18 protein-coding genes are annotated in these 12,863 nt (G+C 69.6%); 1 reads left to right on the top strand and 17 read right to left on the bottom strand.

Annotated features, from left to right (window positions below):
- Window positions 1-27: 27 nt before the first annotated feature.
- The 15 genes from ABZ193_RS34240 to ABZ193_RS34310 form a co-directional block, all read right to left on the bottom strand.
- A complete protein-coding gene (locus ABZ193_RS34240) occupies window positions 28-465 on the bottom strand; it encodes a hypothetical protein (protein WP_354712793.1) in 438 nt (145 codons plus the stop codon).
- 3 nt (window positions 466-468) lie between these two features.
- Window positions 469-876 (bottom strand): hypothetical protein, encoded by a 408-nt coding sequence (locus ABZ193_RS34245; RefSeq protein WP_209440806.1) that lies wholly within the window; start codon window positions 874-876, stop codon window positions 469-471.
- Window positions 877-886: 10 nt separating this feature from the next.
- Window positions 887-1,315 (bottom strand): hypothetical protein, encoded by a 429-nt coding sequence (locus ABZ193_RS34250; RefSeq protein WP_354712794.1) that lies wholly within the window; start codon window positions 1,313-1,315, stop codon window positions 887-889.
- Window positions 1,315-2,088 (bottom strand): hypothetical protein, encoded by a 774-nt coding sequence (locus ABZ193_RS34255; protein ID WP_354712795.1) that lies wholly within the window; start codon window positions 2,086-2,088, stop codon window positions 1,315-1,317. Before ABZ193_RS34255 ends, ABZ193_RS34250 begins: the two co-directional genes overlap by 1 nt.
- On the bottom strand, window positions 2,085-2,324 hold the full coding sequence (locus ABZ193_RS34260; RefSeq protein WP_354712796.1) for a hypothetical protein: 240 nt from the start codon (window positions 2,322-2,324) through the stop codon (window positions 2,085-2,087). Before ABZ193_RS34260 ends, ABZ193_RS34255 begins: the two co-directional genes overlap by 4 nt.
- Window positions 2,321-2,791 carry a hypothetical protein gene (locus ABZ193_RS34265; RefSeq protein WP_354712797.1) on the bottom strand — a complete coding sequence of 157 codons (471 nt, stop codon included), beginning with the start codon at window positions 2,789-2,791 and terminating at the stop codon, window positions 2,321-2,323. Before ABZ193_RS34265 ends, ABZ193_RS34260 begins: the two co-directional genes overlap by 4 nt.
- Window positions 2,791-3,165, bottom strand: coding sequence for a hypothetical protein (locus ABZ193_RS34270; RefSeq protein ID WP_027933735.1), 375 nt, complete (start codon window positions 3,163-3,165; stop codon window positions 2,791-2,793). The genes ABZ193_RS34265 and ABZ193_RS34270 overlap by 1 nt, the downstream gene beginning before the upstream one ends.
- A gap of 1 nt (window position 3,166) precedes the next feature.
- Window positions 3,167-4,213 carry a hypothetical protein gene (locus tag ABZ193_RS34275; protein ID WP_354712798.1) on the bottom strand — a complete coding sequence of 349 codons (1,047 nt, stop codon included), beginning with the start codon at window positions 4,211-4,213 and terminating at the stop codon, window positions 3,167-3,169.
- Window positions 4,214-4,309: 96 nt separating this feature from the next.
- Complete coding sequence (locus ABZ193_RS34280) at window positions 4,310-4,486, bottom strand: hypothetical protein (protein WP_354712799.1); 177 nt, start codon at window positions 4,484-4,486, stop codon at window positions 4,310-4,312.
- Entirely contained in the window at window positions 4,483-4,911 is a 429-nt protein-coding gene (locus ABZ193_RS34285; RefSeq protein WP_354712800.1) for a hypothetical protein, read from the bottom strand. The genes ABZ193_RS34280 and ABZ193_RS34285 overlap by 4 nt, the downstream gene beginning before the upstream one ends.
- A 17-nt stretch (window positions 4,912-4,928) precedes the next feature.
- Window positions 4,929-5,366 carry a hypothetical protein gene (locus ABZ193_RS34290; RefSeq protein WP_354712801.1) on the bottom strand — a complete coding sequence of 146 codons (438 nt, stop codon included), beginning with the start codon at window positions 5,364-5,366 and terminating at the stop codon, window positions 4,929-4,931.
- Window positions 5,367-5,452: 86 nt separating this feature from the next.
- Window positions 5,453-6,850 (bottom strand): phage major capsid protein, encoded by a 1,398-nt coding sequence (locus tag ABZ193_RS34295; RefSeq protein ID WP_027933731.1) that lies wholly within the window; start codon window positions 6,848-6,850, stop codon window positions 5,453-5,455.
- Entirely contained in the window at window positions 6,847-7,854 is a 1,008-nt protein-coding gene (locus ABZ193_RS34300) for a head maturation protease, ClpP-related (protein ID WP_051362884.1), read from the bottom strand. The genes ABZ193_RS34295 and ABZ193_RS34300 overlap by 4 nt, the downstream gene beginning before the upstream one ends.
- On the bottom strand, window positions 7,854-9,953 hold the full coding sequence (locus ABZ193_RS34305; RefSeq protein WP_354712802.1) for a phage portal protein: 2,100 nt from the start codon (window positions 9,951-9,953) through the stop codon (window positions 7,854-7,856). Before ABZ193_RS34305 ends, ABZ193_RS34300 begins: the two co-directional genes overlap by 1 nt.
- Window positions 9,950-10,159 (bottom strand): hypothetical protein, encoded by a 210-nt coding sequence (locus ABZ193_RS34310; protein ID WP_354712803.1) that lies wholly within the window; start codon window positions 10,157-10,159, stop codon window positions 9,950-9,952. Before ABZ193_RS34310 ends, ABZ193_RS34305 begins: the two co-directional genes overlap by 4 nt.
- A 119-nt stretch (window positions 10,160-10,278) precedes the next feature.
- Between ABZ193_RS34310 and ABZ193_RS34315 the strand changes: the two genes are divergently transcribed.
- Window positions 10,279-10,815, top strand: coding sequence for a hypothetical protein (locus ABZ193_RS34315; protein WP_354712804.1), 537 nt, complete (start codon window positions 10,279-10,281; stop codon window positions 10,813-10,815).
- A 6-nt stretch (window positions 10,816-10,821) separates the two neighbouring features.
- On the opposite strand, the gene ABZ193_RS34320 is transcribed toward ABZ193_RS34315, so the two are convergent.
- Together ABZ193_RS34320 and ABZ193_RS34325 are read right to left on the bottom strand one after the other, a co-directional pair.
- Window positions 10,822-12,156: a phage terminase large subunit gene (locus ABZ193_RS34320; RefSeq protein ID WP_354712805.1), complete on the bottom strand. Its 1,335-nt coding sequence runs from the start codon at window positions 12,154-12,156 to the stop codon at window positions 10,822-10,824.
- Window positions 12,153-12,689 carry a hypothetical protein gene (locus ABZ193_RS34325; RefSeq protein WP_354712806.1) on the bottom strand — a complete coding sequence of 179 codons (537 nt, stop codon included), beginning with the start codon at window positions 12,687-12,689 and terminating at the stop codon, window positions 12,153-12,155. Before ABZ193_RS34325 ends, ABZ193_RS34320 begins: the two co-directional genes overlap by 4 nt.
- Window positions 12,690-12,863 lie beyond the last annotated feature (174 nt).

Consider the following 12,863-nt stretch of genomic DNA (forward strand, 5'->3'; position numbering starts at 1 on the left):
ACAGCCCCAGCACGCGCTCGGCGTAGATCAGCTCGCGAGGCTTTCGGACAGGCTCTCCATCGGAATCGACGCCTCCAGGGACGGATCGCCATCGCTGGAGGGCTTCCCTAAAGGGGCGTCGACCTTGTAGTGCCCGGCGTGCCAGCCGCGGACGAGCTTCGTGCAGAACGCCGGCTCGAAGCTCCGCATGGTCTCCCGCGTGATCGGGAGCGGCGCGTCGTCCGGGCCGATGTTCCACTCGACGATCAGGTCGACGAACCAGTCGAACACCGCGGCCATGCGCTGCTCGGCTTCGCGCACGGTGATCTCGCCGTCCCTGAGCGCGCGGAAGATGTCCGGCCACTCGTGCTCGAAGTGGAGGATCTCGGCGACCGAGCCCCACCGGGCCTTGACCACGAGGCCGTCCATGCCGGTGTCCTCGTCGAAGTTGAGGACGAGGACGGTCTGCGGTGGTTCGAATCCCATTCGTCAGCTCCAGACCGGGACCGTGCCGTCGGCCAGCGCCGCGGGCACTGCCCAGGTCAGCTCGCCGGAGTCGGAGCGGGTGAGCGGGTAGTCGGTGAGCAGTACCTCGTTGGTGAGGGTCTGCCCGGACACGCCGATGGACATCGTGCGCGGCACGCTGGTCGACGTGATCGTCTTGAACACCGAGTGCGAGGCGTTCGCGGCGTCGTTGAACACCCCGTTCAGCGTCGCGCTGAAGTCCGCGAGCAGCAGCAGCCGCTCGTTCGCGGACTTGTCGATGCCCGTGACGTCCTGGGTTGCGCGCGGGGTCGCGAACTCGAGGTTGGTGATGTCGTTGCGGATGTCGCGCGGCGTGCCGGCGGCGTCGTCCACGCTGAGGGTGCTCCAGCCGAGACCCGATTCCTTCGCCATGGCGGCTCTCCTATCCCTTGTTGATCAGCTCGACGACGCGCTGCTGGTGCTCGCCGAAGTCCTCGACCCAGTCGGCCGGGCGGGTGTGGCGCCGGACGTGGCCGGTGGGGTTTCCTCGCCAGTCGCCGTCGCGCACGAGGTAGACCTCCGGGCGCGTGCGGTGGTCGGCGAAGCAGCGCTGTCCGGACTCGAACGTGAACACGGTCAGCCCGGCGGCGTTGCGCTCCTCGCGGAACGTGCGGCGCGACTGGGTGCGGATGTAGTCGGCCTGCCGCTTTCCGAGGTCGGTGGCCTCGTCGACGATGGTTCGCCAGCCGTGCCGCCAGTGCGCGCACCCGACCTCCTCGCACGCGGCCTTGATCTGCGTGTCGCGGGGTGAGGCGATGGCGTAGGTCTGGTAGTCCCGCACGGTGCCGACGGGCTGGATCCGGTTGATCATCAGAAGCTCACTTCCACTTCGTTTTTCGCGACCGCCACGGCGAACACGAGCTGGGTGAAGGTCCCCTCGGTCACGACCCGCAGGTACCGCTCGACGGTCTGATCGCGGGCGGTCTGGATGCGCTGCTCGGTGACCCCGGCGACGGCGGCGAAGGAGCCGTCAACGACGTCGGTCCAGGCGTCGGCTGCGCCGTTGTCGCTGGACTCCTGCAGCTTGATCGTGGCGCTCGTGCCGGTGAAGGCGAACACCTGCAGGTAGGCCTGCAGCCCGAAGGTGGTGGGCGCGACGAGGTCGACGGCTGGCCCGTTCGTGGCCGCGGTGTCGGTGCGCTTGCCGGGGGTGAGCTGGGTGCACCACTCCAGGCCGAACCCGTTGGCCTGCGCGGAAACGGCGAGGGTGAACGAGCCGTCGTCGCCCCGGCTCGGGTCGTAGTTGATCTGCTTCGACACCAGGCACGCGGCCTGGTTGCCGAGCTGGGTGCCGCGGCAGTACATGACGTGCCGGTCCGCGGTCGGAAGCGTGGACAGCACGGCGTGCGCGCGGTCGCGGGTGACGCCGGGGTTGTCGGTGGCGCGCTCCGGGTTCCAGAACGCGGTGAACTCGATCGCCCCGTCCCGCAGCCCGCCGATGCGCTCGTTGGCCTCCTTGTCAATGCCGGTCACGTCGAGGGTCGCGAGCGGGCCGGCGATGTTGCCGACCTGCCCGACGTCGCCGGACACGTCGTAGCCGGAGACGTAGAGGTTGTCCCCCAGCCCGGACTGCTTCGCCATCATGCCTCCTTCGGAGGAGCGATGACGAGCTGCCGGACGAAGCAGTCCTTCGCTTCCAGCAGTTTGCGGAGCCCGGCTGACAGCTCGGGCCCGTCGGGCAGCTGCGCGAGCATGGTCTCGGCCAGCTGTGCGCACGGGCCGGAGATGGCCTGCAGGTGAGCAGGGAGGTGCCGGTAGTCGAAGAGTGGCTGGAAGTGCGCCACGCTCGGGTGGTGGCCGGCCCAGGGGTTCTCGGTCATGCGTTCTGCTCCCAAACGTCGTTGACGATCAGCGGGACCGTGATCGTCATGACTCGGTAGATCGTCTTGTCCTGGGTGAGGTAGCCCGCGATGCCCGAGAGCGGGATGCCATGCGCGCCGAGCAGGTCCACGTCGCGCACGATCCCGCCGAGAGTGAAGTCCCCGGAGTAGGCGAGCATCAGCTCGTTCACCGCGGCGGTCAGGTGCGGGTCGATCGCGTCCGGCGGGTCCGACAGCGCGTTCTGGTAGATCCGCACGTTCACCACGAACCGGGCCGACGTCGAGTTGAGCCCGGACCCGCCGCGGATCGGCTCGATCCGGTCCACCCAGATCGCCGAGGTGAGCCCGAAGCCGGGCGCGTTCTTCGGCTCGTGCAGGTTGACCCGGTCGAACCACCCAGTCTGCAGGGCGTGGTCGGCGAGCGCCTCGATCAGCGCGACGAAGTCCGACTCGGCGAGCGCCGGCATCAGTTCATCCTCCCCACGAACCGAGCGAGCACCTCGCGGGCGAGCTGCGGCGCCTTCTCCCGGGTGGTGTGCGCGGCGCGGCGGAACGAGAAGTAGCCCTTGAACCGGGTGGTCTTGTTGCGCTCGCCCACGCCCTCCAGCCAGGGCCCGTAGATCACGCCGCGGTCGTTGACTACACGGGCACCCTCGTCCGCGACGACCTGCACCTGGGTCTCGTAGTACGGCGTGGGGTTCCGGATCGAGGTGTCGAGGTTCAGGTGCACCTCGGCCGATGCCTGCCCGGCAACCCGCTCCTCGATCGCGTCGAGCCCGTCCTGCAGCGCCAAGTCCGCCCGGCCGTCGAACAGCGGCCCGGACACGTGCACCTCCGCCATCTCAGATCACCCGCTTCCGGACCTTGCGGCCGTGCGCCGTATAGACCTGCTCGCGCAGATCGGGGAGGCCGCCGCCGTAGGTCTCGCGCGCGTTGTCGCCGGAGCCGGTGCGGGTGGCGTACCCGGCGCCCTCCCGCAGCACGGCCACGAGCGCCTCGGCGATGCACAGCTCGCGAACGAGGGCGGGTGGGTCGTGCCGGAACAGCGCGGCCCCGTTGGCGTGGCTGGCCGCGGTCGTTCCGACGGCGGCGCGCTCCAGGGTCAGGGTGCGCGGCGCGTAGATCACGGCGCCGGTGGTATGCGCGGCCAGTGCGGAGCCGTCCCAGGCTCGCTTCACGATCAGCGTGTTGCCGGCGACGTCGAGGATCCGCATCCGCTCGGCGTCGACGAGGACCGTCTCGCCCTCGGCGAACGCGGCGCCGTTGGCGACCGGGATTGCGGCCGTCGAGGCACGGGCGTCGACGTCGGCCTGGAGCGTCTGGCCGGTCGGCGTCATGGTCTTCCCGGTGACGATCAGCCGCTCGCTGCCGACTCGCAGCAGCGAGCCGACACCGACAGCGGCCGAGTTGGTCACGGCGACCGTGCCCGCGGTGCCATCCAGCGCGCCGGCGAGCGCCCCAGCCGGGCTCTCGTCGGCCCGGTAGCCGAACAAGCCGCTGATCTCGATGTCGCGCTGGGCGGTCGCACCGCCGCCGAACGACGCGGACCCGGCGAGGTCCAGCTCGATCCGCGTGAAGGGTGGGCCCGAGTTCGCGGGCTCCAGGAAGTACTGGTCCGCGGCGATCGCCACTCCCCCGCTCTGCAGCGCGGTGACGGCGATCAGTTCGTTGTCGTCGAGCCAGAGCCGGTACGAGGTGCCCATCTGCGGGTCGGGCCAGGGGAACGACCTGCTGCCGGTCCAGGGGTAGAACCGGCGGTGGCACAGGGCATCAATGCCGCGGGACGCCGAGGCGACGGCGCGGTCGACCTGCGCGTCGTTCCGCGCGGTCTCCTTGCTGTCCAGGGCGGACTTCACGTCCTCCCTCGTGGCATACCACGGTTCGGTCATGCTGGTGCTCACCTCGTTCCTGTGCCCTTGCTTTCTTGGCCGAGCACCCCGTGGAGTGCTGGGTTCGAGTCGGTATTCAGTTGTCCAGTCCGGCGGTCAGCCGTTGGGGCGCCAGCCGTCGAAAGGGCAGCGCAGGCTGCCGTCAGGTCCGGTCTGGAGCGGCTCGCCGTCGTTCGGACAGGCAACGGGTGGCCGGGCCTGTTCCGCCGCGCGCTCGGCCGCGGCCTCGTGCGCGATCGCGAGAAGCCCGTACCAGCCGCCTGCCTCGGTCATGCCTGCTCGCCGACGATTCCGCGGCGGTTCTTGCCGGCCTTCTCGGCGTCGAGGACGCGGGTGCGCTCGCCGTCGTCGGCGCCGTCGAGGTACGCCAGCACCTCGGTCACGGTGTGGTCGCTGGGGTCGAACGGCTCGGCCCTCTCGCTGGCCTGCTCGCCCGTCGCCTCCTGCTCGACGGGCGGCGTGTCGCGCTCGGTGGTGGGGTCGAACTCGGGCAGCGGCTCGCGCTCGCCGTGCGGGCCGTCGACGACCTCGCCTGGAACCTCGACCGTGGTCTCGGGGTTGGCGTTAGACGCTCCACCGTGGACGGTGATCTTGGGCATTTCCTGGCCTTCTTCCAGGTAGTTGGTGCTTGCGCAGTGCGGGCAGGCCAGGAGGCCCACCGCGTAGGCGGTGGTGCACTCCTGGCAGATCCACAGCATTGGTTCGGCCTTCGCGCTCAGACGCCCATCGCCGGCAGGTTCGCCGGGGCGCGCTGCGCCACCAGGTCCCGGGTCACCGCGTTCACGGTGCCCGCGCCGGTCGAGCTGAGCCGGACGAACTTGTAGCCGTCGGACAGGGACGTGGCCTCGACCTCGCACACCATCGCGTTCTGGGTCGCCGCCGCCGCGGTGACGACCGTGGCGCCCGCGGCCTGCGTGCGGCGCGTCCACGCGTCGGACCCGTCGCCGGTGCTCGTGTGGTACTCGGTGAGCACCGGCAGGTTCTGCGCGCCGGTGCCCGCCGCGTCCCTCGCCTCCTGCAGCGTGTAGGTGTCGCCCACGGCGCCGGCGAGGTAGCACAGGAACGCCACACCGCCCGCCGCCTTGAGGTTGATCCACTTGCCGTCGGCGGCCGGTGCCGTGTTGAACAGCCGGCCGAGAGCCTTCTGTGCCATGGGGTTGTGCCTTCCTGGTGGGGGTTGATTGCCACTTCGGAGCGAGGGCCGGGCGGGGTGTTAATGCCGCCCGGCCCCGGCAACGACTAGGCGCGGGCGGCGAGCTCGACGAACGGGGACAGCGCGGGGCCGCCGTTCTTCGGGGTGATGGCCGACTGGATCCACGGGCGGCCGTCGACGCGCTGGATGATGCGGTAGGCGGTCTGGTCGTTGCCGAACTTCCAGTCGGTCGACGAGGAGGCGGTCATGGTCTGCCGGTCACCGACGAGGTAGTAGGTGAGGTCGACGAACGCGATGTCGCCCTGGTCGCCGAGCACGCTGGCCTGCTCGGTGACGATGATCGGCCGCCCGAAGATCGTCATCGGGGCGGCGCCAGCCGCGTTCGCGACGAACACCGAGTTGCCGCCGGTGCCGACCGACAGGCTCATCGTCAGCAGCTCGGGAAGCGCGTCCGGGGTGACCACCCACGCCGCGCGCTGCAGCGACGACGGCAGCATCCGGGCGTACATCTTGACGATGTTCTCGTAGACGATCGTGTCCGCGGCCTGCCCGGATTCGGCGCCGACGGCGACCGTGGCGGGGTTGCCGAGGTAGCCCAGGGGCTGGCCGACGCCGTTGCCCTTGGAGAAGGCGGCGTCCTCCTCGAACGACAGCGTCATCGGCCAGAGCCGCTCGATCAGCGCCGAGAACGAGATGATCGAGTCCTGCAGCAGCTCGTTCGGCACCACCGACAGGCCGGTCAGCTTCTTCGCGTCCAGGACGACGCGCCCGAACTTCGGGTTCGCGTCGACCAGCGCGGCCGACTCCTCCCCCCAGTAGGCGATCATGCCGCCGAACACGCTGCTCTGGTTGCTGGAGACGTCGATCGTGGGGAACGGCACCCGCGCCGAGTCCATCGGCACCACGGTGGCCCGCGGTCGCACCGTCGCGGTCTCCAGCGACACCTGCAGCAGCTGGCTGCGCAGCGTCTCCGGCACCAAGAAGCCACCGTCCGCCGGCGACACCGACGAGGCGGCGTTGCGGATCTCCGTGCGCCGTGCGGAGGCCTCCGGGGACTCGTTGAGGTGCCAGATCGACTCGAGGTAGTCGACGGCGTTGTTGAACTTGTCGTCCAGGACCACGCCCGGGGCGTTCGGGTTGTGGTTGGCGCCCTGCCCGTAGGAGGTGAGCATGCCGCCCTTGCGGTTGCGGGCGCCGCCCTGCGGGTCGAGGTTGAGTCGGTTGATCCGCTCGACGTTGTCGCCGTCGAGGTCCTTCTCGCGGAGGTAGTCGGCCAGCTGCTTCTGCGTCTCGGCCTTGATCGCCTCGTGCAGGTCGGTGCCGGGGGCCTGCTGCTGGTCGGCGTAGGCCTGGATGAACCCGGCGAACGCCTCCTTGTTCTCGATGATCGGCTTGAGCTTGCCGGGGTCGCCGACCATCTCGGCGAGCTCGTCGGCGTTCTTCGGGATCGGGACGTTCTTCGGCGGAACGAGCTGGGTCGTCATGCCAGGCCTTTCTCTTGGAGGGACATCAGCAGCTCGTCCGTTGTGGACGGCTCCGGTTCGAGGAGGGCGGCGACGGCGTCGGCCCACGGGTCGGGTGGTGCTGGTTCCGAATCGGCGCCGGGCGCGGGGGCGGCCTCGGGTTCGTCGACGGCATCTGGCGAAGCGGCGGCCTGCCGCTCGGCGCCGCTGGCCTCGCTGTCGTCGCCGGACGTCGCTGCTGCAGCGTCCTTCGTGGCCGAGGGCTGTGTGTGGGTCACCCCAGGCTCGGAATCGGTGGCTTTCGGCGCAGCGTCGCGGCCTGCGTGGCGGAACTGGAACACCGACAGGTCCCACCGGGTAGCGGCCAGCTGGCTCTCGTCGGGCTCCTCCGGCTCGTCGCCGCCCTTGCGTTTCGGGGTCACGATCTCGTCGGCGAGCCCGGCGTCGATGGCTTCCTGCGGCGTGTACCACTGCTCGCCGCGCATCACGTCGCGCCAAGCCGCGATCTCACCACCGGCACGCTCGGCGTAGATCCCGGCGAGGGTCTCGGCAAGCGAGTCGAGGACACTGCCCATGTCGCGCATGTCGTCCGCTGCGCCGACGCAGAATCCCCACGGGTCGTGGATCATCATCTGGCTGGCCAGGCACATCCGGACCTTGTCGCCAGCCATCGCGATGAAGGACGCGGCCGACGCGGCGAGGCCTTCGACCGTGACGGTGACGGTGCCGTCGAGCTGGGCGAGCAGGTTGTAGATCGCGAACCCCTCGAACACCTCCCCGCCCGGGGAGTTGATGCGGACGTGGAGGTCGCCGCGGTGGCCCTTGAGCGCGGCGGCGACGTCGGCGGCGGACACTCCCCACCAGGAGTCGATCTCCTCGTAGATCCACAGCTCCGGGGTGGAGTCGTCGAGGGCGACGAGCCGAACACCGCGATCGCGGGGCGCCGCGGTCGCGCGAGGCCGCCGTTGTTCGCGGGCCCGGACGATGTCCTGCACGCGGCCGATCAGCCGCGGGTCGATGTCCATCAGCTCCCGCCTTCCGTGGTCTTGGGCCGCCACACGCCGACGACGGTGCCGCGGCAGCGCCAGGTGCCCTTGCAGTCGATGTAGCCGCCGAACGGGTAGAGCTTCAGCAGCGGCGCCAGGTCGTCGGTGTTGGCGACCCAGCGGCCGTGGATCTCGCGACACGGGTCGCAGGTGTTGCGGTCCATCTGCTCGGAGGCGTAGAGCGCGCCGACCGGGCCGGACTTGAACGTGGCCTGCCGGGCCTGGTTCTGCGCGTGGGTGAGCCCCCCGCCCAAGGCCTGCGCCGACGTCGAGTCGGAAAGGCCTTCGAGGTGGGTCCGGACGTGGTCGGTGATCTCGTCGGGGTCAGCGTCAGGCCAGGCGATCCGGGCGGCTTCCCGGCCGGCCGACTGGGCGTAGCGCTGCCCCTCGAAGGTGGCGATGGTCTGGGCCGCGTCCTGCAGCTCGGATTCGGTGGGCCATGCGGGGGTGAGGGTGACGTCGTGCTCTGCGGCCTCGTCGACGGCATGCCCGGCGGCGGTTTCGGCGAGCTCGCGCATCGCGTCGGCCAGGTGGCTGGCCGCGGTGTCGGTGTCGACGGTGAGGCTGGTGAAGGTGCCCTCGCCGCGCAGCACGGCGCGGATCTGGTCGAGGAGCTCGTCAATCCACGCGGCGACGACGCTGCCCCTCCACAGCTCCAGAAGCGCGGCCAGCGCGGCTTCCCACGCAGCCTGGACCGGGCTGAGGTCGACGGCGTCGACGGCGTCCTCATCGCGCTCGGGCCAGTCCCCGGGCGGGGTCGGGAAGTCCTGGCTCCGGATCCGGCGCGGGTCCGGGTGGTCGCCCGCGAGTGCAGCCACCTGGGCGGGCCAGTTGTCGACGACCGGCGCGGGCTGGTCCTGCGCGCCCGGCGCAGGCAGCTTCGGCGGCGCCGGCTTCTCCCACACCAGCGCGTCCGGCAGTTCGAGCGCCTCCTTCACCGACTCACCGTCGAACCCGGCATCGATGTAGGTCTTCGCCGCTGCGGCCTTCGCGGTCATCGCCGCGTTCTCGGCGGCCTCGTCGTCGGGCACGGGGTTGTCGAAGTCGAACTCGAGGTCACGCGCGGTGTCGCCGAACAGCGGCAGCAACATGCCGTTCAGCGCGTCACGCCACCGCTCCAGCCGCGGCTTGATCAGCCAGCGGGCGAACATCACCTCGCCGGCTTCGGCGTTGGCCCGGTTGACGTCCTGGGTGATGCCGAGCATGGCCTTCGGGAACCCGAACGCCTCCATCAGCGCGTCGCGGGTGACGCCGCGCAGGGCGGTGAACTCCATGTCCCGCTGGGTGTACTTGCGGTCGATCCACTTGCCCTGTTCCAGCACGGCGACGCGGTGGGCGCGGGCGACGCCGCGGTGCTGCTCGTTCCACCGCTTCGTCAGCTCGTCGAACTCCGGGTCCGACAGGCGCTTCTCGACCTCGATGATCCCGCCCGGCTCGGCCGAGTTCAGGAAGAAGTTCTTGTTCCACTCGGCCGCGTACCGGGCGGAGTGGACATCGGTGAGGATGGCCTGCACCGGGCCGAGCCCGCGGTAGGGGTCGGACGGGTTCGGCCGACGGGTGAAGATCACCTCGTCCAGCTCGAGCGGCACCTGTTCCCCGTCCGGCGAGGTGTAGATGTAGCCGGCCAGGAACTTCGTCGGGTGCGGGACCGGGGTCATGCGGTCGGGGCGCACGGGCCACAGTTCGAGGGGCAGGTTCCGCAGGCGGGGGCTGCGGCCGACGACCCACCAGGTTTCGCCGGTGAGGTCGGCGTGCTGCGAGGAGGCTTCGAAGAACGTTGCGCGGGAGTAGAAGGGGTTCGGCTTCGTCACGATGTCGAGCGCGGCGTGCCGGGTGACCCGGACGCGGTCTTCCTCGTTGCCCGAGGCGGCCTTGCGGTAGAGCTTCCACTCGGTGCCCGCGATGGCTTGGGCGATGCGGTCGACGATGCCGAACACGGTGCCGTTGGTGGCCATCGTGTCGAGCTGGCCGATGACGTCGGCGCGGGACCCGAACATCGAGCCGAAGCCCATGGCGCGGCGGGGGGCGAGCGGGACGGGGCTGTCGTTGCGCGGCCGCGGCGCGAGCAGGCCCCTCACCGGCGACCGTCCGGACGAGCAGGCTTCGGCTCGACCATGCGCCACTCGGCGACCAGACACGCGGCGCCGACGGCGAGGAGCCCGGCGGGGAGTCCGAACTGGAGGAACGCCGCGATGACGAAGCACACGAGCGCGACGAGGGACAGGATTGCGGGCGCGACTCGGCTCACCGCTGGCTGCAGGAGGGCGATGAGCCGGTTGATCACGTCAGCAGGATAACTGAATACCTATTCACCTAAACAGATGAATAGGTATGCATGCAATTCCGCAAGGCTCTGAGTTGACCCGTTGTAGACCGCGCTACATTTCCTGTAGCATCGTCTACATGACCCGCTTCGAAGGGCTCTCGGAGCCCACTCTCAAGGCCCTCAGGAAACTCGCCGAGCAGACCGGTCCGAAGATCAACATTCCGAGCTTGCCTCCCACCAAGGCACAGGCCGAACGCGCGGCCCGCATGCGCGACATGGCGGCTCGCCGCGAGGTCCCCGCAATGCAGTCCCTATCCACTCAACTCGAGGCCATCGCCAAGAACTCCCCCACTTCAAAGGCGATTCAGACTCTCCTCGCGGGCATGTCGCACAAGGTGCGAGGCTTCGACACGCTCAGCGATGAGCTCCTCAAGAAGCTCGCCGCAGCCGCAGGAGAGAGCGCGCCGTTCGTCGACATAAACGCGGCTTTCAGCAGCACCGTGCAGAGCCTCGGCGAACAACGGAGGCAGGCACTTCGCGACGTCGAGCGGCACACGGACGCGCTGCGCGCCGCAGTGATTGCGGCGTCCGAGGCCGGCTGGTCCGAAGTCGACCTCGCAGACACAGCCGGCGTTGACCGAATGACCATCAGGCGGTGGCTTGCGAAGCGGTAGCCCCAGCTACCCGCCGAGGAAACGCACGCGTGGCCGACCGCCGAGGTCCCGCTCGGCGACCATGTACCGAAGCGCGTCGACGCCGTGGTCGTTCTCCTTGACTGGGGTCTCCTTCGGCGGCTTCCCCTCGGACACGTCCCACACGTACCCGGGGATCTCGTCCACGGTGGACAGCGGCTTCGCGACGGCCTCCAGGTCCGAGTCGCGCTCGACGAGCGAGTCCCGCAGCAAGAACAGGCGGGGCTTGCCGTCGCCGGCCGGGCGCAGGCGCGCCTGCACAGCCTGGATCCCGTCCGACACGGTCTTCTTCGCCGCCACCGTGCCGAGCCCGAGGTGGCGTTCGAGCGTGGCGCGATCCTCAGCGTCGTGGTCGCAGATCACCGCCCGCGGCCGGGGTTCCCGCCACTTCCTCTCAGGCGCCACGATGCGCAGGATGTCCTTGGCGTGGTCCTCGACCAGGCGGCGGGTGCGGTAGATCTCCCGGTACAGGTACAGGCGGCCGTCGTGGTCCTCGGCCCAGCACTGCAGCACGAACGGATTGGTGAACCCGAAGTCCACGCTCCACCAGCGGGTCCAGTCGTCGGGGATGTCGAACCGGTCGACGTGGTGGATCGCCGGGGTCCAGTCCTCGTAGATCTGGCCCTCGGCGGCGACCCACAGGCCGTCTTTCAGGCGGAGCCGCCGGACGCCGGTGAGGGCGTCGAGCTTGGAGATGTACGCCTCGCCGACCTCGGTGCGGGTGCCGTCCTCGCGAACCAGCACGGGGTTGTCCTCGTGGCGGGACTCGATCATCCGCGTGACGCCTTTGTCGCAGCGCTTCTTGAGCCAGTGGGTGGCGGTGTCGGGGTTGGTGTCGGCGATGATCTGCTGGAAGGACACCTTGCCGTTGCGGAGGCGGGTGGTGATGGCTTCCCAGTCGGTCTCGGTGAGCTCGATCGCTTCCTGGACGTAGACGATGTCGTATTCCGAGGACATGATCTTGGTGGGCTTGTCCATCCCGCCGACGTTGATCACGCTGCCGTTGGTGTACCGGTAGCAGGCCGCTTCCTGCTGGGAGCCGCCGAACCACCGGACGTGGCCGGCCGCGATGGACTCGGCGGCGACGTGCTCGCGGAAGGTGACCAGCGCGGTGTTCGTCATGGACACCTGGGTCTTGCGGACGATGAGGCCGCGCATGCCGGGGTTGAGCAGGCACATCAGGTGCAGCTTCTCCAGGCACGCGCGGGACTTCCCTGTGCCTGCCGGGCCCGAGAGCAGCACCTCGGGGTCCCGACAGGCGAGCAGCCGCTTCGCCGCCCCGCGCGGCCGGTACCGGTGCTCGACGACGGCGGGCGCGGTCACTTCTCGATGACCCTCTGCGGCTCGCGGTTCTCGGTGGTCCGGGACCACCGAAGTCCCGCCGCATCGACGAAGGTCACCTCGGCATACGCTTCCTCAGGCTGAATGAACCGCACCTCCGGCCCGTCGACCAGCTCGCGCAGGCTGCCGTACTCCCCTTGCTCACCTGGTCCCAGGACCTTTGCCAGCCTGTGCGGCAGCGCCTTCGACGTATAGCCCTTGCTATCGATCTTCAACTCCCATGCCACCTCTCGCCCGTTCGTCTTCACGACCAGGCGTGTGAGGGTGATCTCGGTGATCGGCAAGGTGCCGTGGTTCTCGACCACCACCGAAGTCCAGTGGTAGTGCCAGCGGTCGGACTTCAACTTCCGCACGTCGACGGTAACCGTCCGAGCCTGCGCCTTCACCTGATCGGCGCGCTCGTCCGCCCGGACACGACCATCACGGATCGCGATTCCCAGCGCAACGACCACCGCGAAGAAGCTCATGATCGCGCCGGCCCACTGCCCCCAGGCGCCGAAGGTGTCGGCGTCCATGCCCCACGGGATCCATCCGGCACTCAGCTGCATTCGCTCTCCCTCGTCTGCCCGGCCCCTGATCATCTCAAGGAGGCGGGTCATCCGGAGATCACCACGCAGGGCTGCCCTGTACCGATGGCATCGGCGAATTCGCGGGCGAACTCGGCCATCTCGGCCGGGGTCAGTTCGTGC

Origin of the sequence: Amycolatopsis sp. NPDC006125 (assembly GCF_040614195.1) — a bacterium.
Lineage (GTDB): Bacteria > Actinomycetota > Actinomycetes > Mycobacteriales > Pseudonocardiaceae > Amycolatopsis_E > Amycolatopsis_E tucumanensis.

Coding starts and splice junctions, on each gene's coding strand:
- ABZ193_RS34270 (WP_027933735.1), bottom strand. CDS start 3,165: ATGGCGGAGGTGCACGTGTCCGGGCCGCTGTTCGACGGCCGGGCGGAC.
- ABZ193_RS34265 (WP_354712797.1), bottom strand. CDS start 2,791: ATGCCGGCGCTCGCCGAGTCGGACTTCGTCGCGCTGATCGAGGCGCTC.
- ABZ193_RS34285 (WP_354712800.1), bottom strand. CDS start 4,911: ATGCTGTGGATCTGCCAGGAGTGCACCACCGCCTACGCGGTGGGCCTC.
- ABZ193_RS34295 (WP_027933731.1), bottom strand. CDS start 6,850: ATGACGACCCAGCTCGTTCCGCCGAAGAACGTCCCGATCCCGAAGAAC.
- ABZ193_RS34240 (WP_354712793.1), bottom strand. CDS start 465: ATGGGATTCGAACCACCGCAGACCGTCCTCGTCCTCAACTTCGACGAG.
- ABZ193_RS34325 (WP_354712806.1), bottom strand. CDS start 12,689: ATGGACGCCGACACCTTCGGCGCCTGGGGGCAGTGGGCCGGCGCGATC.
- ABZ193_RS34300 (WP_051362884.1), bottom strand. CDS start 7,854: ATGGACATCGACCCGCGGCTGATCGGCCGCGTGCAGGACATCGTCCGG.
- ABZ193_RS34260 (WP_354712796.1), bottom strand. CDS start 2,324: ATGACCGAGAACCCCTGGGCCGGCCACCACCCGAGCGTGGCGCACTTC.
- ABZ193_RS34290 (WP_354712801.1), bottom strand. CDS start 5,366: ATGGCACAGAAGGCTCTCGGCCGGCTGTTCAACACGGCACCGGCCGCC.
- ABZ193_RS34245 (WP_209440806.1), bottom strand. CDS start 876: ATGGCGAAGGAATCGGGTCTCGGCTGGAGCACCCTCAGCGTGGACGAC.
- ABZ193_RS34315 (WP_354712804.1), top strand. CDS start 10,279: ATGACCCGCTTCGAAGGGCTCTCGGAGCCCACTCTCAAGGCCCTCAGG.
- ABZ193_RS34280 (WP_354712799.1), bottom strand. CDS start 4,486: ATGACCGAGGCAGGCGGCTGGTACGGGCTTCTCGCGATCGCGCACGAG.
- ABZ193_RS34250 (WP_354712794.1), bottom strand. CDS start 1,315: ATGATCAACCGGATCCAGCCCGTCGGCACCGTGCGGGACTACCAGACC.
- ABZ193_RS34255 (WP_354712795.1), bottom strand. CDS start 2,088: ATGATGGCGAAGCAGTCCGGGCTGGGGGACAACCTCTACGTCTCCGGC.
- ABZ193_RS34275 (WP_354712798.1), bottom strand. CDS start 4,213: ATGACCGAACCGTGGTATGCCACGAGGGAGGACGTGAAGTCCGCCCTG.